Origin of the sequence: Klebsiella sp. 141161 (assembly GCF_050600815.1) — a bacterium.
GTDB lineage: Bacteria > Pseudomonadota > Gammaproteobacteria > Enterobacterales > Enterobacteriaceae > Klebsiella > Klebsiella aerogenes.
This window is the reverse complement of the sequence record NZ_JAQIRN010000010.1, coordinates 120,894-145,774: the sequence shown is the minus strand read 5'-3', so window position 1 is coordinate 145,774 and position 24,881 is coordinate 120,894. Positions and strand designations below refer to the sequence as shown.

Here is a 24,881-nt window from a genome sequence, read left to right as displayed (position 1 = left end):
AACATCTTATTTGAGATTATTAATATATTAGACGGAATATTTACAATTTTATACCCTAAAAATGTGAGCTGAATGGTCACATCAGTTTGTTTGTAATCCAGCGGTATATAAGCAAGGAATTCTCCGTGAGTAACACAACAACCGCCGGCACCGCGCCGGCGAGCAGCGCCAGCGATAAGGCCGTAAACCAGCCAAATCAATTTATTAAACGCGGTACCCCGGCGTTTATTCGCGTCACCCTGGCGCTGTTTTCCGCCGGACTGGCGACATTCGCCCTGCTCTACTGCGTGCAGCCTATTCTGCCGGTGCTGTCGGGCGAGTTCGGCGTAAGCCCTGCCAGCAGCAGTATTTCGTTATCGATTTCCACCGCGATGCTCGCCGTCGGGCTGCTTTTCACCGGACCGCTGTCTGATGCCATTGGTCGTAAACCGGTGATGGTCACCGCCTTACTGTTGGCGGCGTGTTGCTCATTATTATCAACGATGATGACCAGCTGGCACGGTATTCTGATCATGCGCGCGTTGATCGGCCTGTCGCTCAGCGGCGTGGCCGCCGTGGGAATGACTTATCTCAGCGAGGAGATCCACCCAAGCGTGGTGGCGTTTTCGATGGGGCTTTACATCAGCGGTAACTCAATAGGCGGCATGAGCGGCCGCCTGCTCACCGGGGTCTTTACCGATTTCTTCGGCTGGCGCGTGGCGCTGGCGGTGATAAGCGCCTTCGCCCTCGCGGCGGCAATTATGTTCTGGCGTATTCTTCCGGAGTCTCGCCATTTTCGCCCTATTTCGTTGAAACCGAAAACGATGCTGATTAACTTCCATCTGCACTGGCGCGATCGCGGCCTGCCGCTGTTGTTCCTCGAAGGCTTCCTGCTGATGGGCGCATTTGTGACCCTGTTCAACTATATTGGCTACCGCTTGATGATGTCGCCATGGTCGCTGAACCAGGCGGTGGTTGGCCTGCTGTCGGTCGCCTACCTGACCGGGACCTGGAGTTCGCCAAAAGCCGGCGCGCTGACGGTGCGCTATGGCCGCGGGCCGGTGATGTTGTTCTTTATTGCGGTGATGCTGTTTGGCCTGCTGATGACGCTATTCTCGCCCCTGTGGCTGATTTTCATCGGCATGCTGCTGTTCTCCGCCGGCTTTTTTGCCGCGCACTCGGTCGCCAGCAGTTGGATCGGACCACGGGCGCGTCGCGCGCGCGGCCAGGCATCCTCGTTGTACCTGTTCAGTTACTATCTCGGTTCCAGTATTGCGGGGACGCTCGGCGGGGTCTTCTGGCATCATTACGGCTGGAACGGCGTCGGCGGCTTTATCGCGCTCCTGTTAATGGCCGCGCTGCTGACGGGCGCCTGTTTGCACAACCGCCTGAAATAATCGTTAAACGACGTGACCTTACGGGTCACGTCCGCTCACCACAGCCCGAGCACCGACGGCAACCCCAACAGTTCTCTGAGAGCATCCATAGAAAGCAGTGCGAAAAACACCCACGTGAACGGATTCATACTCGCCTCCGCTGACAGCCAGCGCCTGTAATTAGTGTAGTCGCTGGCGAGGCGCGCCGTCCGTTATGGTATTCACATACGCATTTTTCGCCGCACGCAAAATGTCGTTCCCACGACTCGACCAAATCCCCCCGACGCGCTAGTGTACCCTCTGACAACAGATTTATTTCACTCGCCACAGGCCAGCAGAGACTATGACTGAAAACAACAACTATCAGCAGCTCACCCGCACATTCCAACGGCTCTCCCGCTTCTCTCACCTTGCCGCCATCGCCGGCTGGGATATGTTCGCCATGATGCCGCCCGGCGGCAGCCGCGCGCGCGGCGAAGCGCTGGCGGAGCTCGGGGTGCTGCAGCACCAAATTTTGACCAACAAGAAGGTTGGCGAATGGCTGCGGCACGCCCAACAGGAAGACCTTAACGACCTGGAGCAAGCTAACCTGCGCGAAATGACCCGGCAGTACCAGCAGGCGGCGCTACTGCCGGAAAGCCTGGTGGAGGCGAAATCACTGGCCGGCAGCCGCTGCGAACATGCCTGGCGCAGCCAGCGTCCGGCTAACGACTGGCAGGGATTTGCCGAAAACCTGCGCGAAGTCGTTAAGCTCAGCCGCGAAGAGGCGCAGATCCGAGCCGAAGCGAAAGGGTGTTCCCGCTATGACGCCCTGCTGGATATTTTTGAACCCGACATGACCAGCGCGCGTCTTGACGTGCTATTCGCCGATCTGAAATCCTGGCTGCCGTCGCTGCTGGCAAACGTCGTCGATAAGCAAGCGCAGAAAACGCTGCTCGAGCCGCAGGGGCCCTTCGCCATCGCCGATCAGCGCGAGCTGGGGCTGGAAGCGATGCGGGTTTTAGGCTTTGATTTTGACGGCGGGCGTCTGGATATTAGCGCACACCCCTTCTGCGGCGGGGTGCCAGAGGACGTCCGGATCACCACCCGCTATAACGAAAACGATCTGCTCAGCGCGCTATTTGGCGTGATCCACGAAACCGGCCACGCGCGCTATGAACAGAACCTCCCGCGTAACTGGGTCGATCAGCCGGTTGGGCTGGCTCGCTCAACGGCGATTCATGAATCTCAGAGTCTGTTCTTCGAAATGCAGCTTGGCCGCAGCGAAGCCTTCCTCAACCGCCTGCTGCCCGCCGTGCGTCAACGCTTTGGCGACCAGCCGGCGTTCAGCGCGGAAAACTTTATCGCCTGGAACCAGCGCGTGAAGCCGGGCTTCATTCGCGTCGATGCCGACGAAGTCAGCTACCCGGCGCACGTCATTCTGCGCTATGAAATCGAGCGGGCGCTGATCGACGGCGATATTGAAGTAGACGATATTCCAGCCCTGTGGGATGAGAAAATGCAGAGCTGGCTGGGTATTTCGACCCTCGGCAACTATCGTGACGGCTGTATGCAGGATATTCACTGGACCGATGGCGGTTTCGGCTATTTCCCTTCCTATACGCTGGGGGCGATGTACGCCGCACAGTTAATGGCGGCTGCCAGACGCGCGCTACCGAATCTCGCGCAGGATATCGCCGGCGGCGATTTTAACGCCCTGTTCGACTGGTTGCGGCAAAATATCTGGCAACACGGCAGCCGCTTTACCACTTCGCAGCTGATTAAAAATGCCACCGGCGAAGATCTCAACAGCGAGTATTTCCGCCAGCATCTTACCGCCCGTTATCTCTAAGCCTGTGCGCCGGGGCCTGCTCCGGCGCGTTTCGCCTGACCAGACGGGTATTGTACAAACGGTTACACGCCGATACCAAACACTCACGGAAAGCTCGAAAAGACAAGCATATAGTTACTTCAACGGCCCCGCAGTGGGGTTGAAATGAAGAAACCTTTTCGAGGATATCAGAATGAAAAAAGTATTAGCTCTGGTCGTTGCCGCTGCTATGGGTCTGTCTTCCGCTGCTTTCGCTGCTGATGCAGTAAGCACCACTCAGGCACCTGCTGCTGCAACTCACAGCACCACTGCCAAGACCACTCACCATAAGAAACATCACAAAGCTGCCGCCAAACCGGCTGCAGAACAGAAGGCCCAGGCTGCCAAGAAACACAAAAAAGCCGCGGCAAAACCTGCAGTAGAGCAAAAAGCTCAGGCTGCGAAAAAACACCACAAAGCCGCCGCTAAACCGGCCGCGCAGAAAGCTCAGGCTGCCAAAAAGCACCACAAAACTGCCGCTAAACCAGTAGCGCAGAAAGCTCAGGCTGCCAAAAAACACCACAAAACCACTAAACACACCGCGGCTAAACCTGCTGCTCAGCCGGCTGCATAATCTTTCCGGTTAGTCTGGTCTTGTATAAATCGGCGCTGTTTCAGCGCCGTTTTTTTCTGGAGAGCGCTATGCTGCGACGTTATCGTTTTGAGCTCATCCTGATACTGCTGATAATCTGCGCGCTGGTGGCAACCCGCTTTTTCCTCTACTAGGCGTCGCTATTCATCCCCCTCAATGGGAAAACCGGCTGCACGTATCGCCTGACGGCAATCGCTGACTCCCGCCGCATATCCCGCTTCAATTTCGCATACCGGGCTCGCGCTGGAGAAAGGTAAGCGAATCGGCGTCGCCAGTTGACGTTCCAGCTCGCTAATTTTTTGCCGCGCCGCCAGCAGCTCCACCGCCAATTCAGCGGTCGACACTTCGCTATCTGCTCCTGCAACCACCGCCCGTAATCGCGTCTCATCGATAGTCATCATATCCGCCAGTTCTGCATTCACTGGCGGATATTATAGCCCACGCCACCTCACGGCGCTGGCGGGTCATTACAGGGCATGTACCGCCTCAATGACGAGATAGCCCATCGCGCCCCACATAAAAATTGAAACCAGCGAAACATAAACTAATGCGCGAATACCTTGTTTAGACATACACCCTCCCACTGCGGGAAATGACATTGCGCTTATGATGGCCGGGTCAACCTCACATTTCACTCAATGGGAACCAGCGAAAACGATGTTTACAGTGAGAAAATGTTTCGTAGTGAAAATAATTGAGAAGATGGTAAAAAAACGCCAATGACGATGAACTTTCGTGCTCGCAAGGCGACTAAAACACCCGCAAAAAATTGCGCTTTGCGAATGTCCTGCAAGGCAAAGTGATTATTTTTCCCGCGCTTTACGTACGTTCCGATACACGAATTATGTTGCGTTACCCGCCGCTTTCTGCGGAAATGACAACAGCAGAGATAATGCGTTAACCATCTGAATTCACATGGTTCTTGCATAGATGAAATGACTTCAGGATTCATTTTAACTGCCGTTTGGCTTAATAAAAATTATTCTTAACTTTCATAAACTTAAATCTCCTGCTACTTTCAATAGACATAATTATCTCCCCAGAGAGTGATATGCGTAGAGACGTACTGTTATTACTGTGTTCGTTTTGTATTTTTCCTCTGTTTGCTCACGCCGATGATGACGGCATGAGCGCGAAAGATATCAAAACGCTTTTTTTCGGCCATGACGATCGTAAAGCAGTCAGCGACCCGGCCAGTTCCCCTTGGGATGCCATCGGCCAGTTAGAAACCGCCAGCGGTAATTTGTGTACCGCAACGCTGATTTCGCCGCATCTGGCCCTCACCGCCGGTCACTGTTTGCTGCAGCCGCCGAAAGGCAAGCCGGATAAGGCCGTCGCGTTGCGTTTTATCTCGCGTAAAGGTAATTGGGTCTATGAAATTCACGGGATTGATGGCCGTACCGATCCGTCGTTGGGTAAACGGCTTAAAGCGGACGGCGATGGTTGGATTGTTCCGTCTTCCGCAGCCCCCTGGGACTTTGGCCTGATCGTCCTGCGCTACGCGCCCGGCGGCATTACGCCAGTTCCGGTTTTCCGCGGTGATAAAGAAGCGCTAACCGCGGCGCTGAAAGCAACGGACCGCAAAGTGACGCAATCCGGTTACCCGGAAGATCATCTGGATAGCCTCTATAGCCATCAGGATTGTCTGGTGACGGGATGGGCGCAGGCCTCAGTTCTATCACATCAATGCGATACGCTACCGGGAGACAGCGGTTCTCCGCTGCTGTTAAAAACGGAAAACGGCTGGCAGGTCATTGCGGTGCAAAGCTCGGCGCCGGGCCCGAAAGATCGCTATCGCGCCGATAACCGGGCTATTGCCGTGACCGGTTTTCTCGACAAGCTGGAAGCGCTGGCCAATGAGTGATTATCCCTGCTGCTGGCGCAGTTGAAGCAATGAATCGATCGGCATCGGTTGACTGAAATAATATCCCTGAAGTCGATCGCATCCCGCCCGCCGCAGCAGCGCCAGCTGCTGCTGACTTTCAACCCCTTCGGCAACCACGGTGATCCCCAGCGCATTAGCGATACGTACCGTGCCGCGCACCAGTTCTGCCGCCTGCGGGTCGACATCCACCAAGCCGGCTAACGACTTATCAATCTTCAGACTATCAAAACGACAGCTGCGTAGATAACCAATACTGGAATAACCAATACCGAAATCGTCCAGCGCGACGGTGATACCCAACGATTTCAGGTTTTCGATAGCCATGCGGGCGCGCTCCGGGTTTTCCAGTACGTAGCTTTCGGTCACCTCAAGCTGCAGGCGGCGCGCAGGAAACTGACAGCGTCCCAGGGTTTGGATCACCCGCGTTTCAAATTCCGGGTCGCGGAACTGCGCCGGTGAGATATTGACGGAAAGGAGCAGATCTCCCATCGGCTGTAAATCGTAACAGGCTTGCGCTAGCGCAAACTGACCAAGCGCGTAGATCAATCCGCTACTTTCGGCGATGGGAATAAAAGCATCCGGCGCCAGCGGGCCTTCAGGGCGCCGCGACCAGCGCAGCAACGCCTCTACGCCTTCCATCACCAGCGTATCGGCGTTGACAATCGGCTGATACCAGACATCAAATTCGCCTTTTTCGAGACCTTCGCGGATGCCATTTTCGATGTGTAGCTGGTGCTGGCGCGTTTCGTTAAGGGTGTCATCATACCAGGCCGCTCTCCCCTTACCGCTCTTCTTCGCGTGGTACATAGCCATGTCTGCACGACGAAACAATTCGGTACTGGAACAAACCGCCGGCACGCCGCTGGCAATACCGATACTGGCGCTGATATATATTTTGCGCGCGCTGAGTTCAATGGGCGATTTTAATAATTCCAGTACCGCCCAGGCAAACGCCGAAGCCTGATTAACCGCTTGTTCACCGCCGACGGTCATGGCGAATTCATCCCCGCCCATCCGCGCCAGCATCGCCCCCGCCGGAACCCGATCCTGCAGTTCGCGGGCAATATGCGCTATCAGCGCGTCGCCAACGTCATGGCCGTAGTTATCATTAACGTCTTTGAAACCATCGAGATCGATAAATACCACGCTTTGCATTTCATTCTTGCCGCAGTCGCCCATCGTATTCAAACGTTCGATCAACGCCCGACGGTTCGGCAAACGGCTCAGCCAATCGGTCAACGCATTTTTTCGCGCCTGCTGTTCGCCGCGCGCCAGTTTGTATAGCCCCAGGCTGCTGAGCAGAATGAATAGCAGAATTAAACTCGCCGCCAGAATGGCGATAAGCCTGATGCTGTTTGACGCGGCGCGCGCCGCCTCAGCACCAGGGAGGCGCGGCTGCCAGCTCAGATATGCCAGCGTTTCGCCGCCTTCTGTACGTAATGGTACGCTGTATTCGCCGGCGAACTGCGTCGTATGCAGGCGATTAATCTGGAAAGTAGTCCCCAGGGTTTCCAGCATGGTCGGATTAATGTGGCGGGTAATCACCAGATAGCGACGGGTCTTGTCATAAACCGGCAAGCGGCCGATCGTCGGGCGAATCAAGCCGATACCGACAAACGCGATACCTGCGCGAGTACGGGTAATACCAGCAAAGGCATTTTCACCGCGTCTCAGCGCATCCGCGTGCTGCTCGATGAGGGTTCGCAAGCCGCCGCCGAAAAAACCAATATCGGGTTCGGTAAAGGGCTCGCTGCGAAAAGCGCCCCACAGGATGCGGTAGTTTTCATCCAGGATAAAAGTGCCGTCGTAGAGATTATTAATCTTAAAACCCGATCCCCACGAATCATACAGCCAGTGTGAGTCAAGATGGGGCGTATAGGTTTGTTTAACCGCATCATCCCAAATCGAATTATCCAGTACCAATGACAGCACCCGATTGACCGATGTCTGTACAGCCCCTTCCACCGAGAGCATCGTACGGTGCTTATCAATTTCATTGGTTTTAATACTGACCAGGTGTTGTGACAGATAGAAGAGAGAAATAACGGAGACCACCAGCCCCAGGCCGGCGAGAAAGACCAGTACGGAAAGAATTTTGGCAGAGGGGATATTCCGCCAGCCTGGCAAAGGGATCATGCGCTGTCCTCATAGCGGCCTACAGAAAGGAAGCCGAATCTGCTTTTTAAGCGTAATACAGAGGACAGAATTTGCCGCCTGCCTACGCAGGCGGCATCATATCAAGCCAGTTTTATCAATACCATGCCGGCTACCAGCAGCACGACGCCTACCCAGCCTTTATGATTAAGGCGTTGTCCGAAGAGGATCCAGCCGGCGGCGATAGTCGCCGCGATCCCAAACCCGCCCCATAACGCATAAGCGACGGAAAGGTCGATACCTTTTACCGCCTGCGACAGGGCGCTGAAAGCGCCTAGCACCGCCGCCAGCGACAGAATACCGTAGGTCTTACGACGGAAACCGTCGGAAAACTTCAGAAATACGTTCGCGGTAATTTCCAGTACGATAGCCAGCGCCAGCCAGGCGCCGTGAATCCACTCAAACTGTTGCATGAGCTTTCTCCTCGCGCTGTTTCACCGCTTTCCTGGTGCCGGACTTAATCAGCACAATACCCGCGACCAGCGTTGCCAGCCCGGCCAGTTTTACGATAGACAGGCTTTCGTCAAACAGCAGCACGCTGAATACGGTAATTAATAAAATACCGATACCTTCCCATAGCGCATACGCCACACCGAGAGCAATTTTTTTAACGGCGAAGGCCAGGAAAATATATGAAAGCGCAATCATTGCCAGCATTAAAATATAGCCTGTATGACCGCCGCTGACGCTGGCCCATTTCATAGACAGCGTGCCGGTTATTTCAGCAACGATAGCTAAGGCTAATAAAATCCAATAAAACATAATCCCTTCTCCTGCTTGAGAATACAATCCATGACGGCTCACGAAGGTAAACCGAAAAAATTCTGACGTAGTTTTAGCCGTGCGCGGTGCGCCAGCTCAGGCAGAGAGAATGGGACTATAGCGCTGAGCGCCAGTGCTGTTCGCCAGCAAATCGGGAAAGGATGAAAGGTAATGCGTGATGAGTCGAAAAATAAAGGCTGAACTGATTGTTCATAAAATTACAATTATCCGCGGTGTTGCTTCTCGTCATTGCGGAAAAAAATTGTCCTCGGTAGTTAAACACAAGTAAATTTGTACCATAGTGTTAATATTAACTCAAAGTCTTTGCAATTCTTTACGTCCAAGGTGCGATTTCGATTAGTATTTTCTCAAACTGATCTCCATCATAAACGCGAATAGCAAAGTCGCTATGATCAAGGACGTTTTCATCTCCAGCGTAAGGAACCCAATGGCCAAACCCATCATCACCCTTAATGGACTCAAGATCGTCATCATGCTGGGCATGTTGGTTATCATCCTTACCGGCATCCGCTTTGCCGCCGATATTATCGTCCCCTTTATCTTAGCGCTGTTTCTGGCGGTGGTCATTAACCCGCTGGTCCAGCTGATGGTGCGCTTCCGGGTGCCCCGGGTGCTGGCGATTTCTCTACTGGTGGGCGCCATCGTGCTGCTGGCGGTGGTACTGCTGGCGTCGCTTGGCACATCGCTTAACGAACTGGCGCGTACCCTGCCGCAATACCGCACGTCGCTGGCCGAACCGCTAAAAACGGTCACGCCATGGCTACAGCGCTTTGGATTTACCGTCTCCGCCATTGAGCTGAATAAGTATATCGACCCCAACGCGGTGATGACGCTGGTGACCAGTCTACTGACCCAGTTGTCGAATGCGATGTCGTCCATTTTCCTGTTGCTTCTCACCGTGGTATTCATGCTGTTGGAAGTGCCGCAACTGCCCGCCAAGCTCCAGCAACTGATGTCGCGGCCGGTTGAGGGGATGGGCGCCATTCAGCGGGCGATTGATAGCGTGTCCCACTATCTGGTGCTGAAAACCGCGATAAGCCTGGTCACCGGGCTGGTGGTCTGGGGCATGCTGGCGCTGTTGGACGTCCGCTTTGCTTTTATGTGGGGGCTACTGGCCTTTGCGTTGAACTATATTCCCAATATCGGTTCGGTACTGGCGGCCATCCCGCCGATTCTGCAGGTGATGGTATTTGGCGGCCTGTATGAGGCGCTGATCGTCACTGCCGGTTACCTGATTATCAACCTGGTGTTCGGCAATATTCTCGAGCCGCGTATCATGGGCCGCGGGCTGGGGCTCTCCACGCTGGTGGTGTTCCTGTCGTTAATTTTCTGGGGCTGGTTACTTGGCCCGGTCGGCATGCTGCTGTCGGTGCCGTTGACCATCATTGTGAAAATCGCCCTTGAGCAAACCAACGGCGGGCAGAGTATTGCTTTCTTACTTAGTGACTTAAGTAAAGAATAACCGGCAATCGGGCTGGCTTATCCGCCAGCCTTCTCCTCTTTTCATCTTTTCCGCTTAGACCGTTACTCCTTTCTTATTATTGATCCCCATCACAAATGGGCATATCCAATCATTACTCTAAAGCTAACGATTAGCCGGCGTGCTTAATTGATGCGCAGCGCCGCGCCGCGCACACTAACTTCCACCAGGACAAACGAAACGATTTGTCGAATCAGGAGGTTAACAATGAATGCTGAACAAACGACGGGACGGGTCTGGAACCGTCGCCGGACGGAAAAACAGCGGCGGCTGGCCGAAGCGAAGATTGCCGGCAAAGTCATCCCCACTGACCAACTGGTCAGCGTACTGGAAAATCTGCTCGCCCCGGGCGATCGGGTGGTACTGGAAGGCAACAACCAGAAACAGGCTGATTTCCTCTCCCGCATGCTCGCCGAGGTTAATCCGCAAAAAATCCACGACCTGCATATGATTATGCCAAGCGTCGGGCGCAGCGAGCATCTGGACCTGTTTGAAAAAGGCATTGCCCGTAAACTGGATTTCTCTTTCTCCGGCACGCAGAGCCTGCGAATTTCGCAGCTGCTGGAAGATGGTCTGCTCGAAATCGGCGCCATCCACACCTATATCGAACTCTACTCCCGCCTGTATGTCGATCTGTCGCCAAACGTCGCGCTGATCGCCGGCTATAAAGCGGACCGTAAAGGCAACCTGTACACCGGGCCAAGTACCGAAGATACCCCGGCGCTGGTCGAAGCCGCCGCCTTCCATGACGGCATTGTGATAGCCCAGGTCAACGAACTGGTGGACGACGAATGCGATCTGCCGCGCGTCGATATTCCCGGCTCGTGGATTGATTACGTGGTGGTCGCCGATAAACCGTTCTTCATTGAACCGCTGTTCACCCGCGACCCGCGTCTGATTAAGCAAGAACACATTCTGATGGCGATGATGGCGATTAAAGGCATCTACGCGGAACATCAGGTGCAGTCGCTTAACCACGGTATCGGCTTTAATACCGCCGCCATTGAGCTGTTACTGCCCACCTACGGCGAACAGCTCGGACTGAAAGGCAAAATCTGTAAACACTGGACGCTGAATCCGCATCCTACCTTAATCCCGGCCATTGAAAGCGGCTGGGTGGAAAGCGTGCACTGCTTCGGCGGCGAACTGGGGATGGAAGAGTATATCCGCGCCCGCCCGGATATCTTCTTTACCGGCCCGGATGGCTCAATGCGTTCCAACCGCGCCTTCTGCCAGCTGGCAGGTCAGTACGCGGTAGATATGTTTATCGGTTCGACCCTGCAGGTTGATGGTCTGGCTAACTCCTCAACCGTCACCCGCGGTCGTCTTTCCGGTTTCGGCGGCGCGCCGAACATGGGTCACGACCCGCACGGTCGTCGCCACGCCACCCCAGCCTGGCTCAATATGATCACTGAACCAGACCCGATGCAGCGCGGTAAAAAACTGGTGGTGCAGATGGTCGAAACCTTCCAGGCCGGCGTGAAACCGACCTTCGTTGAAACGCTCGATGCGGTCGACGTCGCCAAAACCTCCGGCATGCCGCTGGCGCCGGTGATGATTTATGGCGATGACGTAACCCACGTGCTGACCGAAGAGGGTATCGCCTACCTGTACCGGGCGGAGAGCCTTGAAGAGCGCCGGGCGATGGTCGCCGCGGTGGCCGGGATCACCGATATTGGCCTCGGCGTGGACGCCAAACGCGTCGCCGCGCTGCGCCAGAGCGGCAAAGTCGTCTACCCGGAAGATATCGGCATTCGCCGCAGCGATGCCACCCGCTCGCTACTGGCCGCCGGCAGCGTCGCCGACCTGGTGGAATGGTCCGACGGACTGTACAACCCACCGGCAAAATTCCGGAGCTGGTAATGAAAAATCTCTCCCCCCTACACGCAGAAAGCCGCGTCAGCTGGCTGGCGCATACCGCCAGCGCGTGCCTGATTGACGAAGCCCGTCTGAGTCCGAAACCGGGACTGGTCGATAGTCGCGGCAGCGGCGCGCATCAGGATCTTAATCTGGAACTGATGGAACGCTCCGCCCGCAGCCTGCAGCCGACCTTTCACGCGCTGGCGCAGCAAAGCTGGCAGCGTCCGGCGGATATCGCCCTGCGCGAAACCGTCGGCCGCCTCGGTCGCGAAGGCGAAGCGCAGATGATGATGGCCACCGGCGGGGTCAATACCCACCGCGGCGCCATCTGGGCGCTGGGCCTGCTGGTCAGCGCGGTGGCGATGTTGGGTGGAGAGGGTCAATCACAGGCGATCGCCGCCGCCGCCGCCGCCCTCGCCCGCCTGCCTGACGGCTTCGCGCCGAAAAGCTTTAGTAAGGGGCTGCGCGCCAGCCGCCGTTGGCAGGTGCCGGGCGCACGCGAGGAAGCGCAGCGCGGATTTCCGCATGTTATCACCCTGGCGCTGCCGCAACTGCAACAAAGCCGGGCGCGAGGCGCCAGCGAGCCGCAGGCGCGTCTCGACGCGCTGATGGCCATCATGACCTCGCTGAGCGATACCTGCGTGCTGTCGCGTGCCGGCATGAACGGCCTGCACGCCATGCAGCAAGGCGCCCGCGAGGTTCTGGCGGCTGGCGGTTGCGCCAGCGCCGCCGGTCGCGCCGCGCTAGCGCGCCTTGATGCGCAGATGCTGGCGCAAAACGCCTCGCCGGGTGGCGCGGCCGATCTCCTTGCCGCCACCCTGTTTCTCGACCGGGTTTCCGGCTAACGCATTCAGAGGATGTTATGGAACAGATTACATTGTCATTTCCTGCCAACCGCGCCCTCAGCGGCAAAGCATTGGCAGGGGTCGTAGGTTCAGGCGATATGGAAGTGCTTTATACCGCCGCACAGGGCGCCACGCTCAACGTACAGATCACCACCTCAGTGGATAACAGCCAGGCGCGCTGGCAGGCGCTGTTCGACAGGTTGAACCTGATCAACGGTCTGCCCGCCGGGCAGTTGATTATCCACGACTTCGGCGCCACGCCGGGCGTCGCTCGTATTCGTATTGAACAAGTATTTGAGGAGGCCGCTCATGCGTAACGATCGCAGCTTTATCGAACTGCGCGCTCGCGAACGCGCCCACGCCCTGCTGGACGACGGCAGCTACCGCGAACTGCTGGATCCGTTTGAAGGCATTATGTCGCCGTGGCTCGGCGCGCAGGGCATCGTCCCACAGTCCGACGACGGTATGGTGGTCGCCAAAGGCACGATCAACGGCCAACCTGCGGTGGTGATTGCCATCGAAGGCACCTTCCAGGGCGGTAGTATGGGCGAAGTCTCCGGCGCCAAAATGGCCGCCGCGCTGGAGCTGGCGGCGGAAGATAACCGCAACGGTATCCCGACGCAGGCGGTACTGTGCCTCGAAACCGGCGGCGTACGTCTGCAGGAGGCCAACCTCGGTCTGGCCGCCATCGCCGATATTCACGCCGCGATTGTCGACCTGCGCCGCTACACCCCGGTGGTCGGCATTATCACCGGTACCGTCGGCTGTTTCGGCGGCATGTCCATAGCCGCGGCGCTGTGCAGCTACCTTATCGTTACCCGTGAAGCCCGTCTTGGCCTCAACGGCCCGCAGGTTATCGAGCAGGAGGCCGGTATTGAAGAGTATGACTCCCGCAACCGACCGTTTATCTGGAGTATGACCGGGGGTGAAATTCGCGCCGCCAGCGGGTTGGTCGACGCGCTGGTTAACGATGGCGTTAACGCCGTTAAAACCGCAATGAACGAGGCCATCGCCAAAGGCGTACCGGCACAGCACCGCAGCGACAATTATGACGATTATCTGCGTCGCTTGAGCCAATTCGATACCCGCCAGCAGGCGGATACCGCGCAGATTAAACAGCTTTTTGCCCGGGAGGATAAATAATGAGTCAGTTCCCAAACCGCGCCGCGCTATGGCTGAACAAACTGGCGCCCAACGCGCCGCTGATGAGCGGGCTATGCCCTTCGGTACAGGTCGCAGATGGCCAGATTAATGGCGAAAACGTCCGCTTTATCGCCGTGGTGCCTGACGCCAACAACCATTACCCGCGCGCCGCCGGCGGCGAAGTCGGCCTGCTGGAAGGCTGGACGCTGGCGAAAGTGGTCAATGAAACTATCGCCGCCGACGCCGATCGGCCTGGCAAACGACCGATCGTCGCAGTAATTGATGTCCCGAGCCAGGCCTATGGTCGCCGTGAAGAAGCCTTCGGCATCCACCAGGCGCTGGCCGGAGCGGCAGGCGCCTACGCCAAAGCCCGTCTTGCCGGCCACCCGGTGATTGGCCTGATCGTCGGAAAAGCGATGTCCGGGGCGTTTCTGGCCCACGGCTATCAGGCCAACCGCCTGATCGCCTTTAACGATAGCGGCGTGCTGGTCCACGCGATGGGTAAAGAATCGGCAGCGCGCATTACGCTGCGTACCGTCGAAGCGCTGGAGAAACTGGCGGCGACGATCCCGCCGATGGCCTATGACGTCAGCAACTACGCTACGCTCGGCCTGCTTTCCGCCCTGCTCGATATCAGCAATCCGGATGCGCCAGACGAAGGCGATCTGTCGCTGGTCAGCCGTACCCTGCGCGACGCCATCGCTGACGCGCGCACCGATACCTCACTGAAGTGTCGCCTGGGCGCGGAAAACCGCCGCAGCTCACAGCTGGTTCGCGATCGCATGCGCGCCAGCTGGTAAGACGTTCGTACGTAAGTAGTAGAAGAAAACCTGCCGGAAGCAGTCTCCCGGAGCGCGGAATAAACGCTCCGGGAAGGGACGGCTTTTAGAAAAAATAACAATCGCGCCAGTACTCTATTTTATTTACAGGTGATTTATGACTTATGTGATTATTCATGCTCTCGCGCCCATTTTCGTTATCATGCTGCTGGGTTTCTGGGCCGGAAAGGCCGGGATGGTAGATAACAAAAACGTCTCGCTGCTTAATATTTTTGTAATGGATTTTGCCTTACCCGCCACGCTATTTAGCGCGACGGTACAAACACCGTGGGCCGGTATCGTCGCCCAGTCGCCGCTAGTGCTGGTGCTGACCGGCGCGATGTGGATCACCTATGCCGCGATCTACTTCCTCGCCACCAGCGTGTTCAAACGCACGCCGCAGGATGCCGCAGTGCTGACCCTCACCGTCGCCCTGCCAAACTATGCCGCGCTGGGTCTGCCGATCCTCGGCAGCGTGCTGGGTGAAGGCGCGTCAACCTCGCTGTCGGTGGCGGTCTCTATCGCCTGCGGCTCGGTACTGATGACCCCGTTCTGCCTGCTGATTCTGGAACGTGAAAAAGCCCGCGCCGCAGGTGAAAACAGCGGTTCTACGCTGGCGATGCTGCCGGTGCTGATGTGGCGTTCGGTGAAAAAACCGATCGTTTGGGGCCCGCTGCTTGGGGTGGTACTTTCCGCTATCGGCATTAAAATGCCGGACCTGCTGCTGGCGTCGATCAAACCGCTGGGACTGGCCGCCACCGCCGCCGCGCTGTTCCTCACCGGGGCGATCCTGTCGGCACGTAAACTGCAGCTCAATGCGCTGATCGCTACATCAACCATCGTGAAACTGCTGGTGCAGCCGTTTATTGCCTGGGGCCTGGTGATGTTACTTGGTCTGCACGGCTCTATCGCCATTACCGCGATCCTGATGATTGCGCTGGCCGCCGGCTTCTTCGGCGTGGTCTTCGGCAACCGCTTCGGCGTGCAGTCTCCGGATGCTGAAGCCGTGCTGCTGTTGAGCTCGGTTCTGTGTATCCTGTCGCTACCGCTGTTTATCTCTTTGACTTCAGGACTGTAAACCATGTCATCAACGCCGCGTCCCCACGATTTAGTTTGGTTAAACCACGCCAGCGCCCTGGAAGACATTGCCGAGCCGTGGGTGGTTCAGCAGTGGCGAGCCGCGCTGCCGGTGGTGGTGAGACGCGACGTTGACGGCCAGGCCCGCATCCCGGTTGGGGTGCGGGGCATGAAGCGCGAACAACGCGCCGCCGGCTGGGTTCAGCCGCACAATATCGTGCGCAGCGTCAGCCCGGAGATGCTTGTTGATCGTGAGGTCTTGCTCCATTCGCCTTTTGTTTCGCAGCCGCCGGTCCAGGCGGCTATCGCCCTCACCTTACACCGCTGGCCCTGGGGCTGGGGCGTCACCGGCAGTACCGGCTACGCGCTGGCAACCGAAATCCCGGTGCTGCATGCGGCAAGCGATCTGGATTTGCTGATCCGCGCGCCGCAGCCGCTGGACCGCGAGGCATTGCTGGAATGGCAGGCCCGGGTGGCCCTACTACCGTGCCGCGCCGATACCCAGATAGAAACACTGTACGGCGCCTTCGCCCTTAATGAGTGGCTGCGCGATGGCCGCGCGCTACTGAAAACATCCCGCGGCGCGCGCTTAACCGCGACGCCGTGGCACAGGGAGGAATGATGAAGATTATATTTACTTTTCCCGGTCAGGGCGGCCAGCGCCCCGCAATGCTGGCGGCAATCCCCGATCGCGAGGCTATCCTCACCCAGGCGCGCGCCGTGCTGGGGGATGAAGTCGATACTCTCGATAGCGCCGACGCGCTAAAGCATACCCGTGCAGTACAACTCTGTCTGCTGATCGCCGGAGTAGCCTGGGCGCGCGAACTACAGCGCCAGGGCGTGGATCCGCAGATGGTCAGCGGGCTCTCTATTGGCGCGTTTCCGGCAGCGGTGATTGCTGGCGCGCTCGATTTCGCCAGCGCGCTGCGGCTGGTGGCGCTACGCGGCGATTTAATGGAGCGGGCTTATCCCGAAGGTTACGGGCTGACGGCGATTATGGGGCTGACCCGCCCGCGGGTTGAGGCGCTGATGCAGGGCCACGAGGTTTATCTCGCCAACCTGAACGCCGAAACGCAAATCGTGATCGCCGGGCGCGATGAAGCCATGGCCGAGGTGGCGCAGCTGGCGCTGCAGGCTGGCGCCAGTAAAGCCCAACGGCTGGCGGTCAGCGTGCCGTCGCACTGCGCGCTGTTGGATAAACCTGCCGCAGCCCTGGCAAAAGCCTTTGCCGACGTCACCTTAACGCGCCCTCAGCGCGCCTATTTAAGCGGCTCGACGGCGCGCGTGCTGTGGGATCCGCAGCGGATCGCCGACGATCTGGCGATGAACATGGCGCGCACCGTGCATTGGCAGGAGGCGATGATCGCCGCTGATGAACGCGACGCAAGGCTGGCAATCGAGATGCCGCCCGGCGGCGTGCTCACCTGCCTGACCCGCCAGGCGGGTTGGCGCGGCGAGACAATTTCGCTGGAGCGCAGCGGCGTAGACGTCGCCCGCCATCTGGCGCAGCGGCTTAGCGATTAATACTGCGGGCGTACATGCGCCCTTCCGCCGCCAACGCCAGCAGGTCGGCATCACGCTCGCGATGGTGTGAATAGACGATAGAGATCAGCTGGCGCATCTGATAGGGTTCCGCCAGCTTTAACAGCTGGACATCGTTTTCATAGACTTTCTTCATCCGCCCCGGCAGCAGCGCGAAGCCCACGCCCGCCTGCACCAGGCTTATCATCGAAAAGATATCATTCACCCTGGTCACAATTTCCGGCTCAAAACCGGCTACCTGAAAGGCCTCCTGAAACCCGGCATAAGTCGCAAATCCTTCCGCCAGCGAGACAAACTTGCGATCGGCGTAATCGCGTAGATCGGCGAGCTGCGAGGTATCCAGCTGTTCCGTCGCCGGCGCGGCGAGAAAGATATCGTCTTCAAACAGCGGCACTACGTCGAAAGCCGAATTATTGTATTCGCCTTCATTGGTCGCGATTAAGATAGCGTCAAGGGCATCGTCTTCCAGCATATCCAGCAGCATCTGATTGGAGCCCATCGTCAGATCCAGTTCAAGCTCCGGGCGGCGTAATTTCATCCCCATAATGATGCGCGGAACGGTTTCCAGCGTCAGCGAATAGAGTGTACCGATGCGCAATCGCCCCTGACCGACGCCGGCGACTTTACGCGTCGCCTCAAGCCCGCGGCTCATCAGACTCATCACATCCTGGCAGTATTCGAGCAGCGTCCACGCCGCCTGCAGCGGCAGCAGGTTGCGTCCTTTGTGAACAAACAGCGGGCAGCCGACACCCTCTTCGAGCGTATGCAGCGCGCGGTGAACGCTAACGCTGCTGAGCTTCATGGCTTCGGCGGTTCTGGCGATATTGCCCTTCGCCATAAACATCATAAAGACCGATAGCTTGCGGAAGGTGATCTCCTGGTTAATATCGTCTCTCATAGCCCTTCCACACTCCTGGTTTAATTTTCTTTTTCAATTCAAACCAGTATATCTTTTATGAGGCCAAAGTTGCAGGCAGCGCGCGGCCTCAGCCGGTAAATAACGCAAAAAAGGGAAGACCATGGTCTTCCCTTTTGTTCACTGCCCGGATGCGTCGTTACAGCGCCATATCGTGCTGTGGCGAGGCCTCGCGCGGCGTCTCTGCCGGTTTGGCGGTCGCGGTCGGCGCCGTCTCTGGCATCTGAATGACCGGAGGCTTGGTCAGTTGCAGCGCCGCGGCGGTGTCATCCCAAACCTGCTGGGTCAGGGCCACGTTGCCGTTTAACTTCTCGCCGTAGCTCGGCACGATAGCGCGAATGCGGCTCTGCCATTCCGGCGAGTTAAACTGCTGCGGGAACATCTGCTTGAGAACGTTCAGGGTGATCGGCGCGGCGGTGGAAGCACCTGGCGATGCGCCGAGCAGCGCAGAAATCGTTTTCTGCTGATCGACCACCACTTCGGTACCGAGCTTCAGCACGCCGCCCTTTTCCGCGTCTTTTTTGATGATCTGCACGCGCTGACCGGCCTGAATCAGTTTCCAGTCTTCTTTACGCGCGTTCGGGTAGTACTCTTTCAGCGCCGCAAAGCGGTCATCATCGCTGAGCATAACCTGGCTAACCAGGTACTTCACCAGATCGAAGTTGTCGAGGCCAACGTGGGTCATCGGCAGCACGTTGCTGGTGGTGGTCGTGCTCAGCAGATCGAAGAACGAACCGTTTTTCAGGAACTTGGTGGAGAAGGTGGCGAATGGCCCGAACAGCACCACGCGCTTACCATCGAGGTAGCGAGCATCCAGATGCGGTACCGACATCGGCGGCGCGCCAACTGAAGCCTGACCATAAACTTTCTGCTGGTGCAGTTTTGTCAGCTCCGGGTTCTCGGTCATCAGGAATGAGCCGCCTACCGGGAAGCCAGCATAGTTGTCCGCTTCCGGAATACCGGTTTTCTGCAGCAGCTTCAACGCGCCGCCGCCGGCGCCGATGAAGACATATTTGGCGTCGATAGCCTGCTCTTCACCGCTCTGCACGTTCTTAATCGTCACGTGCCAGGAGTTGTCGGCATTGCGTTTAAAATCGGTGACTTCAGAAGAGGTCTGCAGCGAGAAGTTGCTGCTCTTTTTCAGGCTGCCGATCAGCTGACGGGTAATTTCGCCGTAGTTCACGTCGGTACCGACAGGCGTCCAGGTGGCAGCCACTTTTTGCTGCGGATCGCGTCCTTCCATGACCAACGGCGCCCACTGTTTAATTTGCGCGTGATCGGTGGAGAATTTCATTCCCTGGAATAAGGTGGTCTGCTGCAGCGCGTTATAACGTTTTTGCAGATAATCAACATTATCGCCCCACACGAAACTCATATGCGGCGTGGAATTAATAAACGAATGCGGGTCGTGCAAAATACCGCGTTTGACCTGCGCCGACCAGAACTGGCGCGAAATCATAAACTGCTCGTTGATATCCAGCGCTTTGCTGACATCAATAGAACCGTCTGCACGCTGCGGCGTGTAGTTCAGTTCCATATTTGCCGAGTGACCGGTACCGGCGTTATTCCAGCCGTTGGAGGACTCCAGCGCGACGCCGTCGAGTTTCTCCACCATCACCTGTTTCCACTCCGGCTGCAGCTCCTGCAGCCAGGTGCCCAGCGAGGCGCTCATGATGCCGCCGCCGATCAGCAGAAAGTCAGTTTTTTTCGAGGTATCGCCATTTGCGTAGGTCGCCGTACTGACGAACATCGCTAATGCGGTCATAGATATAATCGTTTTTTTAATTGCAGGCATAATAGAAATATCGCGTAGCAAAAGTGTAATAAGAGCCGCCATATTAACGCACTTTTACTTTATTTTAAAATATCATTTACACTTCGATATTTTAATGCAAACAGTTTTTTAACTTAAAAAAGTAGTTTATTTATTTCACTGGCATTCATTGTGAAAATAGCGGCGGAAAATCAGGATGATTCAGGCGATAAGAAATCTGGCGCCGGTTTATTTAGTTATTTAACAAACCGGCGCGGCGAGGAGTTTAATTGACGTTACTTGGCGTTTTCTCTTGCGCTTCACGTAAGGCGATACGCAAATGGTTGTTGTTTTCGCTGAGTAGATCCCGCGCCTGCCAGGCATCAAGCCCCGTCATCAGCATCAGAATCGCCGTCCGACAATGCTGATTGCAACTGGCCAGCGCGGCTTTGGCTTGCGCGCGCGTACACTCTGTGGCGGCCATCACCATGGCGATTTGCCGCTCCTCCCAGCGCGGGCTGGTTGCCTGTAGGTCCACGCGCAGGTTGCCGAACACCCTGCCGCTGCGTACCGCCAGGCCAGTGGTTAACAGGGTGAGGATCTGCCGCTGCGCCAGTTGCGCTTTCGGGTTGCCATAACCCGCCACCGCTTCCGGCCCGGTCTGCGGCGCAATCATAATATCCGCCAGCTGCGCGGCTTCGCTATCAGGCTGCTGCGTCAGGATAGCAATCGGTGTGCCCAGCGACCAGGCGTGACGCATAGCCCCCCACACCCACGGCGTTTTGCCGCTGACGGTGAGCGCCAGCAGCATATCGTTGGCGCTCAGGGACAATAGCTGCATATCCCGTAAGCCCGCGTCATAATCGTTAGCCGCCCGCTCGGCGGCCTGCAGCGCGCTCCCTTCACCACCGGCAATCATCGCCACCAGTGAGTGATTGGCTTCAGGGGAATAGTCATTAACCGTTTGCAACGCCGCCTGTCCGGATGCCCCGGCGCCAACGATCACCAGCCGTCCTCCCCGGCTCAGAGTCGCCGCGGCGTTATCCACCAGCCGGGTAATCTGCGGCAGGCAGGCATCGATAGCAACGGCTATCTGTTTGTTATCCTGCTGCAGCAGGGTCAGCATATCGAGGGTGGCGAGCGTATCGATATGGCGCGTTTGCGGGTGGCGTCGTTCCAGCATTGATGCGGTTGGCTTACTGCTCATAAAACCTCCATTTAAAACCGAACTCACTGCGGCTACATCAACAGCGGTGAAATATCCATTCATTCATCACGGCTATTTGATTGATGCAGCCAGTGTAAAGCCTTCATCCACGGCTTTACCGCCACGGGGGTCACAGTTTGTTCACTCGACACCTAATCGCGGCGCGACTGCGCGTTATCCGAGCATGAGGGCTACGCATGTCAGGCAGCGGATATCCAGAAAGCGGTTTTACTGTTATTACACGGCTTTATGAAAGCCGCCCTATCGGCGATAATGATCGTTCAACGAATCGATCGGGGTTGTCATGAAGGAAGCCGAGCTACAGCCGCCCGCCCGCAAGCGCGCCCGCAACCTGAAATTAAGTACCGCCGTCACGCTAATGATTGGCAGCGTTATCGGCGCGGTGCTTCTACTGGTCTACGCGCTATGGTTTATGCAGATCAGCAACGCCACCCGCGACGGCTTAAAAGAGACGGCGCTGGCGGTGGCGCGCACCATGGCCGATATGCCGCAGGTAAAGCGTGGTCTCGGCGAGCCGCCGCAGAGTAATATCATTCAGCCGCTGGCGCAGGCCATTACCCGGCGTAACGATCTGCTTTACGCGATTGTGACCGACATGCGCGGCATTCGCTATTCGCATCCGGATAGCGCCATCATCGGTAAACCGTTTATCGGCGAGGATATCCGCCCGACCCTCGCCGGGCGGGAAAACGTGGCGATTAACCACGGCGTACTGGCGCCGGCGCTGCGCGTGTTCACCCCGGTATTCAATGAACAACATCAGCAGATTGGCGTGGTGGTGGTAGGTATTTCGCTGAGTAAAGTCGACGAACAGATCGCCAATAGCCGCTGGGACGTCCTGCTGACCATTCTGTTCAGCGCGCTGGTCTGCGCTATCGGCACCTGGAGCCTGGTGCGCGGCTTGAAACGCATTCTGCTCGGGCTGGAGCCGCAGGATATCTCCACCCAGTTTCAGCAGCGTCAGGCGATGCTGCACTCGCTGAAAGAAGGCGTGATCGCCGTGGATAGCAGCGGCCAGGTCACGTTGATTAACCCGGCCGCCCGCGGCATGTTACTCAGCGGGCCGGATAAAAGCATCGATCGCACCCCGCTGCTGGCGGACTTGCAGGAAGTTTTGCGCAGCGGCGAACCCATTTATGACCGCGCGCTCGGCTGTAATGGCTTGTTGCTGATCAGCAATACCGTCCCGGTGCGCAGCCAGAACGCCATCGTCGGCGCCATCAGCACCTTCCGCGATAAGACCGAGATGAGTCAACTGGTGCAGCGTCTGGACGGCATGATGAGCTACGTTGATGCCCTGCGCACCACTTCGCACGAGTTTATGAACAAGCTGCACGTGATCCTCGGCCTGCTGAATATGAAAAGCTATGACAAGCTGGAAGAATATGTGCTGCAGACCGCCCATGCCTATCAGGCCGACATCGGCGAAATTCAGCACCGGATAAAATCGCCGGTGGTCGCCGGCTTCCTGATTGGTAAAATCCAGCGCGCCAAAGAGCGAGGCTTCTCTTTGAACCTCGCCGAAGAGAGCCTGGTGCCGGATTGTCCCAATGAAAAACAGGTCACCGTGCTGGTGACCGTGTTGGGCAATCTGATTGAAAATGCGCTGGACGCGATGAGCGGCCAGACGGAAGGCGAAGTGAGCCTGCTATTGCACTATCAGGATGGCTGGTTAAGCGGCGAAGTGAGCGACGACGGCCCGGGGATCCCGGCGGCTAATATCGACGCCATCTTTAATAAGGGCTTCTCCACCAAAGGCGAGAATCGCGGCGTCGGCCTGTTTCTCGCCAACCAGCAGCTCCACGAACTCGGCGGCACGTTGTCAGTCGAGTCCGAGCCTGGCGTATTTACTCAATTTTTTGTTCACCTGCCCTGGGATAGTAAAAGGAAAAAAGCGTGATAAATGTATTAATTGTTGACGACGATGCGATGGTTGCCGAGCTGAACCGCCTGTACGTGGCGCGCATCCCCGGTTTCAGCTGCTGCGGCACCGCGTCGACGCTCGGCAAAGCCCAGGAGATGATTAACGACCCGCAGATGGCGATCGATTTGGTGCTGCTGGACGTTTACATGCAGCAGGATAGCGGCCTCGATCTGCTGCCGACCATTCGCGCCAGCGGCCGCGCCATCGACGTGATTATGATAACTTCCGCCGCCGATGCCGCCACCGTTCAAACCGCTATGCACTATGGCGTGGTGGATTATCTGATTAAGCCATTCCAGTTCCCGCGCTTTGAAGAGGCGCTGACCGCATGGCGTGAAAAACGTAAACTGATGACCGGCCAGCCCTATTACGAGCAGGCGGATGTCGATCGTCTACTGCACGGCGGCACGCCGGAAGCGGTTGACGCGCGTAAGCTGCCGAAAGGCTTAACGGCGCAGACCTTACGCACGCTGTGCCAGTGGATTGATAGCCACCCTGATGTGGAGTTCTCTACCGATGAACTGGCGGCGGCGGTAAATATCTCGCGCGTCTCCTGCCGCAAGTATCTGATCTGGCTCGCGCAGATCAATATTCTCTACACTACCATCCATTACGGCGCGACCGGCCGACCGGTGTACCGCTATCGGCTGGTCGCCGAGCAGTACGGCCTGCTCAAGCAGTACAGTCAGTAATCTGATAGCCGCTGTCGAGCAGTTGAAAGCGGATGCGCTGCGGTGACGACAGAATCACGCCGCGGTTTTTGGTGACAAAAATCGCTTCAATGTCGTCCCGCAGGCGCAGCGCCGCGCAACCCTTCTCCACGCCAAGACCATACAGCAGCGTGGTCCAGATATCGCCGTCCAGTGAATCCGCGGAAATGACCGTGACGCTGTCGAGTTCGTTATCCAGCGGATAGCCGCTGCGCGGATCGAGGATATGGTGCCAGCGTTTGCCATCCTGCTCGAAATAGCGTTCATAGGTGCCTGAAGTGACAACCGACTGCCCGGCAACGGCAATCGAGCCGATAAGTTCCTGCTCAGCGGCAAAGGGTTTTTTCAGCCCAATCGACCATTCCCCTAATGTATGTACATTGCCGCCGAGGTTAATCAGCGCCTGTTCAATCCCCTGCTGGCCCAGGTAATCGCGTACCCGGTCGGCGATATATCCTTTGGCGATTGCGCCAAGGTCTATTTCCATTCCGGCCTGTGCCAGCCACACGCTCTGCTTTTCGTCATCAAGAATGACATCCTGCGGGCGGGTTAACGGCAGCCGCGCCGCAATATCCGCCGCCGACGGCACGCTATGACCCTGAAAGCCAATGCGCCACAGTTTAACCAGCGGGCCGATAGCCAGATTAAAGGCGCTGTCGCGCACCATACTGGCGGCTTTAGCGCACTTAATCAGCTGGTACACCGGACGGCTAACGGTAACGGGATGATGCCCGGCGGCATGGTTGATATCCATCACTTGCGACTGCGCGCGGTTAACGGTGAGCAGATCTTCGTAGCGTTTAATTAACTGAAAGACGCGGGAGGCCAGCGCCTCATCGTGGGAATAGAGTTTGAGCAGGATGGGCGAGCCCATCAACACGGCGGAGTAGCTATAGACGCGGTTATCGGACATTGGGCTCTCCTTAGAAGGGATAAGCCGGGCGGCTAAGCCAGCCCGGCATCAGCA

The 24,881-nt window shown here is 57.2% G+C and carries 24 protein-coding genes; 15 read left to right on the top strand and 9 right to left on the bottom strand.

Annotated elements, in window-relative coordinates; genetic code table 11:
- Nucleotides 1–125 precede the first annotated feature (125 nt).
- Nucleotides 126–1,376, top strand: coding sequence for an MFS transporter (locus tag PGR79_RS22025; RefSeq protein ID WP_430922508.1), 1,251 nt, complete (start codon nucleotides 126–128; stop codon nucleotides 1,374–1,376).
- 35 nt (nucleotides 1,377–1,411) lie between these two features.
- Here PGR79_RS22025 and PGR79_RS22020 read toward each other — a convergent pair whose 3' ends face one another.
- Nucleotides 1,412–1,504 carry a KPN_01571 family protein gene (locus PGR79_RS22020; RefSeq protein WP_020078946.1) on the bottom strand — a complete coding sequence of 31 codons (93 nt, stop codon included), beginning with the start codon at nucleotides 1,502–1,504 and terminating at the stop codon, nucleotides 1,412–1,414.
- A gap of 194 nt (nucleotides 1,505–1,698) precedes the next feature.
- Between PGR79_RS22020 and PGR79_RS22015 the strand changes: the two genes are divergently transcribed.
- On the top strand, nucleotides 1,699–3,186 hold the full coding sequence (locus tag PGR79_RS22015; RefSeq protein ID WP_113374708.1) for a carboxypeptidase M32: 1,488 nt from the start codon (nucleotides 1,699–1,701) through the stop codon (nucleotides 3,184–3,186).
- 172 nt (nucleotides 3,187–3,358) lie between these two features.
- Nucleotides 3,359–3,778 carry an acid resistance repetitive basic protein Asr gene (gene asr / locus PGR79_RS22010; RefSeq protein WP_113374707.1) on the top strand — a complete coding sequence of 140 codons (420 nt, stop codon included), beginning with the start codon at nucleotides 3,359–3,361 and terminating at the stop codon, nucleotides 3,776–3,778.
- 158 nt (nucleotides 3,779–3,936) lie between these two features.
- On the opposite strand, the gene PGR79_RS22005 is transcribed toward asr, so the two are convergent.
- Nucleotides 3,937–4,194, bottom strand: a complete 258-nt coding sequence (locus PGR79_RS22005; protein WP_162750232.1) for a hypothetical protein — start codon at nucleotides 4,192–4,194, stop codon at nucleotides 3,937–3,939.
- Nucleotides 4,195–4,847: 653 nt separating this feature from the next.
- On the opposite strand from PGR79_RS22005, the gene PGR79_RS22000 reads away from it, so the two are divergent.
- Nucleotides 4,848–5,660: a trypsin-like serine peptidase gene (locus PGR79_RS22000; protein ID WP_162750230.1), complete on the top strand. Its 813-nt coding sequence runs from the start codon at nucleotides 4,848–4,850 to the stop codon at nucleotides 5,658–5,660.
- On the opposite strand, the gene PGR79_RS21995 is transcribed toward PGR79_RS22000, so the two are convergent.
- The 3 genes from PGR79_RS21995 to mdtJ all read right to left on the bottom strand — a co-directional run bounded on the left by PGR79_RS21995 (nucleotide 5,661) and on the right by mdtJ (nucleotide 8,597).
- The gene (locus tag PGR79_RS21995) at nucleotides 5,661–7,817 is read right to left on the bottom strand and encodes an EAL domain-containing protein (RefSeq protein WP_113374706.1); all 2,157 of its coding nucleotides are present in this window, start codon (nucleotides 7,815–7,817) and stop codon (nucleotides 5,661–5,663) included.
- Between the two features lie 101 nt (nucleotides 7,818–7,918).
- Nucleotides 7,919–8,248: a multidrug/spermidine efflux SMR transporter subunit MdtI gene (gene mdtI, locus PGR79_RS21990; protein ID WP_087858531.1), complete on the bottom strand. Its 330-nt coding sequence runs from the start codon at nucleotides 8,246–8,248 to the stop codon at nucleotides 7,919–7,921.
- A complete protein-coding gene (gene mdtJ / locus PGR79_RS21985) occupies nucleotides 8,235–8,597 on the bottom strand; it encodes a multidrug/spermidine efflux SMR transporter subunit MdtJ (protein ID WP_087858530.1) in 363 nt (120 codons plus the stop codon). Before mdtJ ends, mdtI begins: the two co-directional genes overlap by 14 nt.
- A 448-nt stretch (nucleotides 8,598–9,045) precedes the next feature.
- Between mdtJ and PGR79_RS21980 the strand changes: the two genes are divergently transcribed.
- The 9 genes from PGR79_RS21980 (at nucleotide 9,046) to mdcH (ending at nucleotide 17,365) form a co-directional block, all read left to right on the top strand.
- Nucleotides 9,046–10,080, top strand: a complete 1,035-nt coding sequence (locus PGR79_RS21980) for an AI-2E family transporter (RefSeq protein ID WP_087858529.1) — start codon at nucleotides 9,046–9,048, stop codon at nucleotides 10,078–10,080.
- A gap of 225 nt (nucleotides 10,081–10,305) precedes the next feature.
- Complete coding sequence (gene mdcA, locus PGR79_RS21975; protein WP_113374705.1) at nucleotides 10,306–11,961, top strand: malonate decarboxylase subunit alpha; 1,656 nt, start codon at nucleotides 10,306–10,308, stop codon at nucleotides 11,959–11,961.
- Nucleotides 11,961–12,803 carry a triphosphoribosyl-dephospho-CoA synthase gene (locus tag PGR79_RS21970; RefSeq protein ID WP_087858527.1) on the top strand — a complete coding sequence of 281 codons (843 nt, stop codon included), beginning with the start codon at nucleotides 11,961–11,963 and terminating at the stop codon, nucleotides 12,801–12,803. The genes mdcA and PGR79_RS21970 overlap by 1 nt, the downstream gene beginning before the upstream one ends.
- A 17-nt stretch (nucleotides 12,804–12,820) precedes the next feature.
- Nucleotides 12,821–13,120: a malonate decarboxylase acyl carrier protein gene (mdcC, locus tag PGR79_RS21965; protein WP_008805033.1), complete on the top strand. Its 300-nt coding sequence runs from the start codon at nucleotides 12,821–12,823 to the stop codon at nucleotides 13,118–13,120.
- Nucleotides 13,113–13,946, top strand: coding sequence for a biotin-independent malonate decarboxylase subunit beta (locus tag PGR79_RS21960; protein WP_012541866.1), 834 nt, complete (start codon nucleotides 13,113–13,115; stop codon nucleotides 13,944–13,946). The genes mdcC and PGR79_RS21960 overlap by 8 nt, the downstream gene beginning before the upstream one ends.
- Nucleotides 13,946–14,746, top strand: a complete 801-nt coding sequence (gene mdcE, locus PGR79_RS21955; RefSeq protein WP_087858525.1) for a biotin-independent malonate decarboxylase subunit gamma — start codon at nucleotides 13,946–13,948, stop codon at nucleotides 14,744–14,746. The genes PGR79_RS21960 and mdcE overlap by 1 nt, the downstream gene beginning before the upstream one ends.
- Before the next feature lie 136 nt (nucleotides 14,747–14,882).
- Nucleotides 14,883–15,842 carry an AEC family transporter gene (locus PGR79_RS21950; protein WP_430922505.1) on the top strand — a complete coding sequence of 320 codons (960 nt, stop codon included), beginning with the start codon at nucleotides 14,883–14,885 and terminating at the stop codon, nucleotides 15,840–15,842.
- A 3-nt stretch (nucleotides 15,843–15,845) separates the two neighbouring features.
- A complete protein-coding gene (locus PGR79_RS21945; protein WP_113374704.1) occupies nucleotides 15,846–16,463 on the top strand; it encodes a malonate decarboxylase holo-ACP synthase in 618 nt (205 codons plus the stop codon).
- Nucleotides 16,463–17,365, top strand: coding sequence for a malonate decarboxylase subunit epsilon (mdcH, locus tag PGR79_RS21940; protein WP_032707945.1), 903 nt, complete (start codon nucleotides 16,463–16,465; stop codon nucleotides 17,363–17,365). The genes PGR79_RS21945 and mdcH overlap by 1 nt, the downstream gene beginning before the upstream one ends.
- On the opposite strand, the gene PGR79_RS21935 is transcribed toward mdcH, so the two are convergent.
- From PGR79_RS21935 to PGR79_RS21925, 3 genes are all read right to left on the bottom strand, one after another.
- Nucleotides 17,355–18,281, bottom strand: a complete 927-nt coding sequence (locus tag PGR79_RS21935; RefSeq protein ID WP_113374703.1) for a LysR family transcriptional regulator — start codon at nucleotides 18,279–18,281, stop codon at nucleotides 17,355–17,357. The genes mdcH and PGR79_RS21935 overlap by 11 nt on opposite strands.
- 157 nt (nucleotides 18,282–18,438) lie before the next feature.
- On the bottom strand, nucleotides 18,439–20,094 hold the full coding sequence (gene mqo, locus PGR79_RS21930; RefSeq protein ID WP_042892408.1) for a malate dehydrogenase (quinone): 1,656 nt from the start codon (nucleotides 20,092–20,094) through the stop codon (nucleotides 18,439–18,441).
- Nucleotides 20,095–20,338: 244 nt separating this feature from the next.
- Complete coding sequence (locus tag PGR79_RS21925; RefSeq protein WP_113374702.1) at nucleotides 20,339–21,259, bottom strand: N-acetylmuramic acid 6-phosphate etherase; 921 nt, start codon at nucleotides 21,257–21,259, stop codon at nucleotides 20,339–20,341.
- Nucleotides 21,260–21,563: 304 nt separating this feature from the next.
- Between PGR79_RS21925 and PGR79_RS21920 the strand changes: the two genes are divergently transcribed.
- Together PGR79_RS21920 and dcuR are read left to right on the top strand one after the other, a co-directional pair.
- Nucleotides 21,564–23,180, top strand: a complete 1,617-nt coding sequence (locus PGR79_RS21920; protein ID WP_087858520.1) for a sensor histidine kinase — start codon at nucleotides 21,564–21,566, stop codon at nucleotides 23,178–23,180.
- A complete protein-coding gene (dcuR, locus tag PGR79_RS21915) occupies nucleotides 23,177–23,896 on the top strand; it encodes a two-component system response regulator DcuR (RefSeq protein WP_087858519.1) in 720 nt (239 codons plus the stop codon). The genes PGR79_RS21920 and dcuR overlap by 4 nt, the downstream gene beginning before the upstream one ends.
- Here the strand turns inward: dcuR and PGR79_RS21910 are convergent.
- Complete coding sequence (locus PGR79_RS21910; RefSeq protein WP_113374701.1) at nucleotides 23,877–24,827, bottom strand: FAD:protein FMN transferase; 951 nt, start codon at nucleotides 24,825–24,827, stop codon at nucleotides 23,877–23,879. The genes dcuR and PGR79_RS21910 overlap by 20 nt on opposite strands.
- Between the last annotated feature and the right edge of the window lie 54 nt (nucleotides 24,828–24,881).

Coding starts and splice junctions, on each gene's coding strand:
- PGR79_RS22015 (WP_113374708.1), top strand. CDS start 1,699: ATGACTGAAAACAACAACTATCAGCAGCTCACCCGCACATTCCAACGG.
- PGR79_RS21980 (WP_087858529.1), top strand. CDS start 9,046: ATGGCCAAACCCATCATCACCCTTAATGGACTCAAGATCGTCATCATG.
- PGR79_RS21925 (WP_113374702.1), bottom strand. CDS start 21,259: ATGAGCAGTAAGCCAACCGCATCAATGCTGGAACGACGCCACCCGCAA.
- mdcE (WP_087858525.1), top strand. CDS start 13,946: ATGAGTCAGTTCCCAAACCGCGCCGCGCTATGGCTGAACAAACTGGCG.
- mdcC (WP_008805033.1), top strand. CDS start 12,821: ATGGAACAGATTACATTGTCATTTCCTGCCAACCGCGCCCTCAGCGGC.
- PGR79_RS21960 (WP_012541866.1), top strand. CDS start 13,113: ATGCGTAACGATCGCAGCTTTATCGAACTGCGCGCTCGCGAACGCGCC.
- PGR79_RS21945 (WP_113374704.1), top strand. CDS start 15,846: ATGTCATCAACGCCGCGTCCCCACGATTTAGTTTGGTTAAACCACGCC.
- PGR79_RS21910 (WP_113374701.1), bottom strand. CDS start 24,827: ATGTCCGATAACCGCGTCTATAGCTACTCCGCCGTGTTGATGGGCTCG.
- PGR79_RS22000 (WP_162750230.1), top strand. CDS start 4,848: ATGCGTAGAGACGTACTGTTATTACTGTGTTCGTTTTGTATTTTTCCT.
- PGR79_RS21935 (WP_113374703.1), bottom strand. CDS start 18,281: ATGAGAGACGATATTAACCAGGAGATCACCTTCCGCAAGCTATCGGTC.
- PGR79_RS21920 (WP_087858520.1), top strand. CDS start 21,564: ATGAAGGAAGCCGAGCTACAGCCGCCCGCCCGCAAGCGCGCCCGCAAC.
- asr (WP_113374707.1), top strand. CDS start 3,359: ATGAAAAAAGTATTAGCTCTGGTCGTTGCCGCTGCTATGGGTCTGTCT.
- PGR79_RS21970 (WP_087858527.1), top strand. CDS start 11,961: ATGAAAAATCTCTCCCCCCTACACGCAGAAAGCCGCGTCAGCTGGCTG.
- PGR79_RS22005 (WP_162750232.1), bottom strand. CDS start 4,194: ATGACTATCGATGAGACGCGATTACGGGCGGTGGTTGCAGGAGCAGAT.
- mdcH (WP_032707945.1), top strand. CDS start 16,463: ATGAAGATTATATTTACTTTTCCCGGTCAGGGCGGCCAGCGCCCCGCA.
- mdcA (WP_113374705.1), top strand. CDS start 10,306: ATGAATGCTGAACAAACGACGGGACGGGTCTGGAACCGTCGCCGGACG.
- PGR79_RS21995 (WP_113374706.1), bottom strand. CDS start 7,817: ATGATCCCTTTGCCAGGCTGGCGGAATATCCCCTCTGCCAAAATTCTT.
- mdtI (WP_087858531.1), bottom strand. CDS start 8,248: ATGCAACAGTTTGAGTGGATTCACGGCGCCTGGCTGGCGCTGGCTATC.
- PGR79_RS21950 (WP_430922505.1), top strand. CDS start 14,883: ATGACTTATGTGATTATTCATGCTCTCGCGCCCATTTTCGTTATCATG.
- mqo (WP_042892408.1), bottom strand. CDS start 20,094: ATGCCTGCAATTAAAAAAACGATTATATCTATGACCGCATTAGCGATG.
- PGR79_RS22020 (WP_020078946.1), bottom strand. CDS start 1,504: ATGAATCCGTTCACGTGGGTGTTTTTCGCACTGCTTTCTATGGATGCT.
- mdtJ (WP_087858530.1), bottom strand. CDS start 8,597: ATGTTTTATTGGATTTTATTAGCCTTAGCTATCGTTGCTGAAATAACC.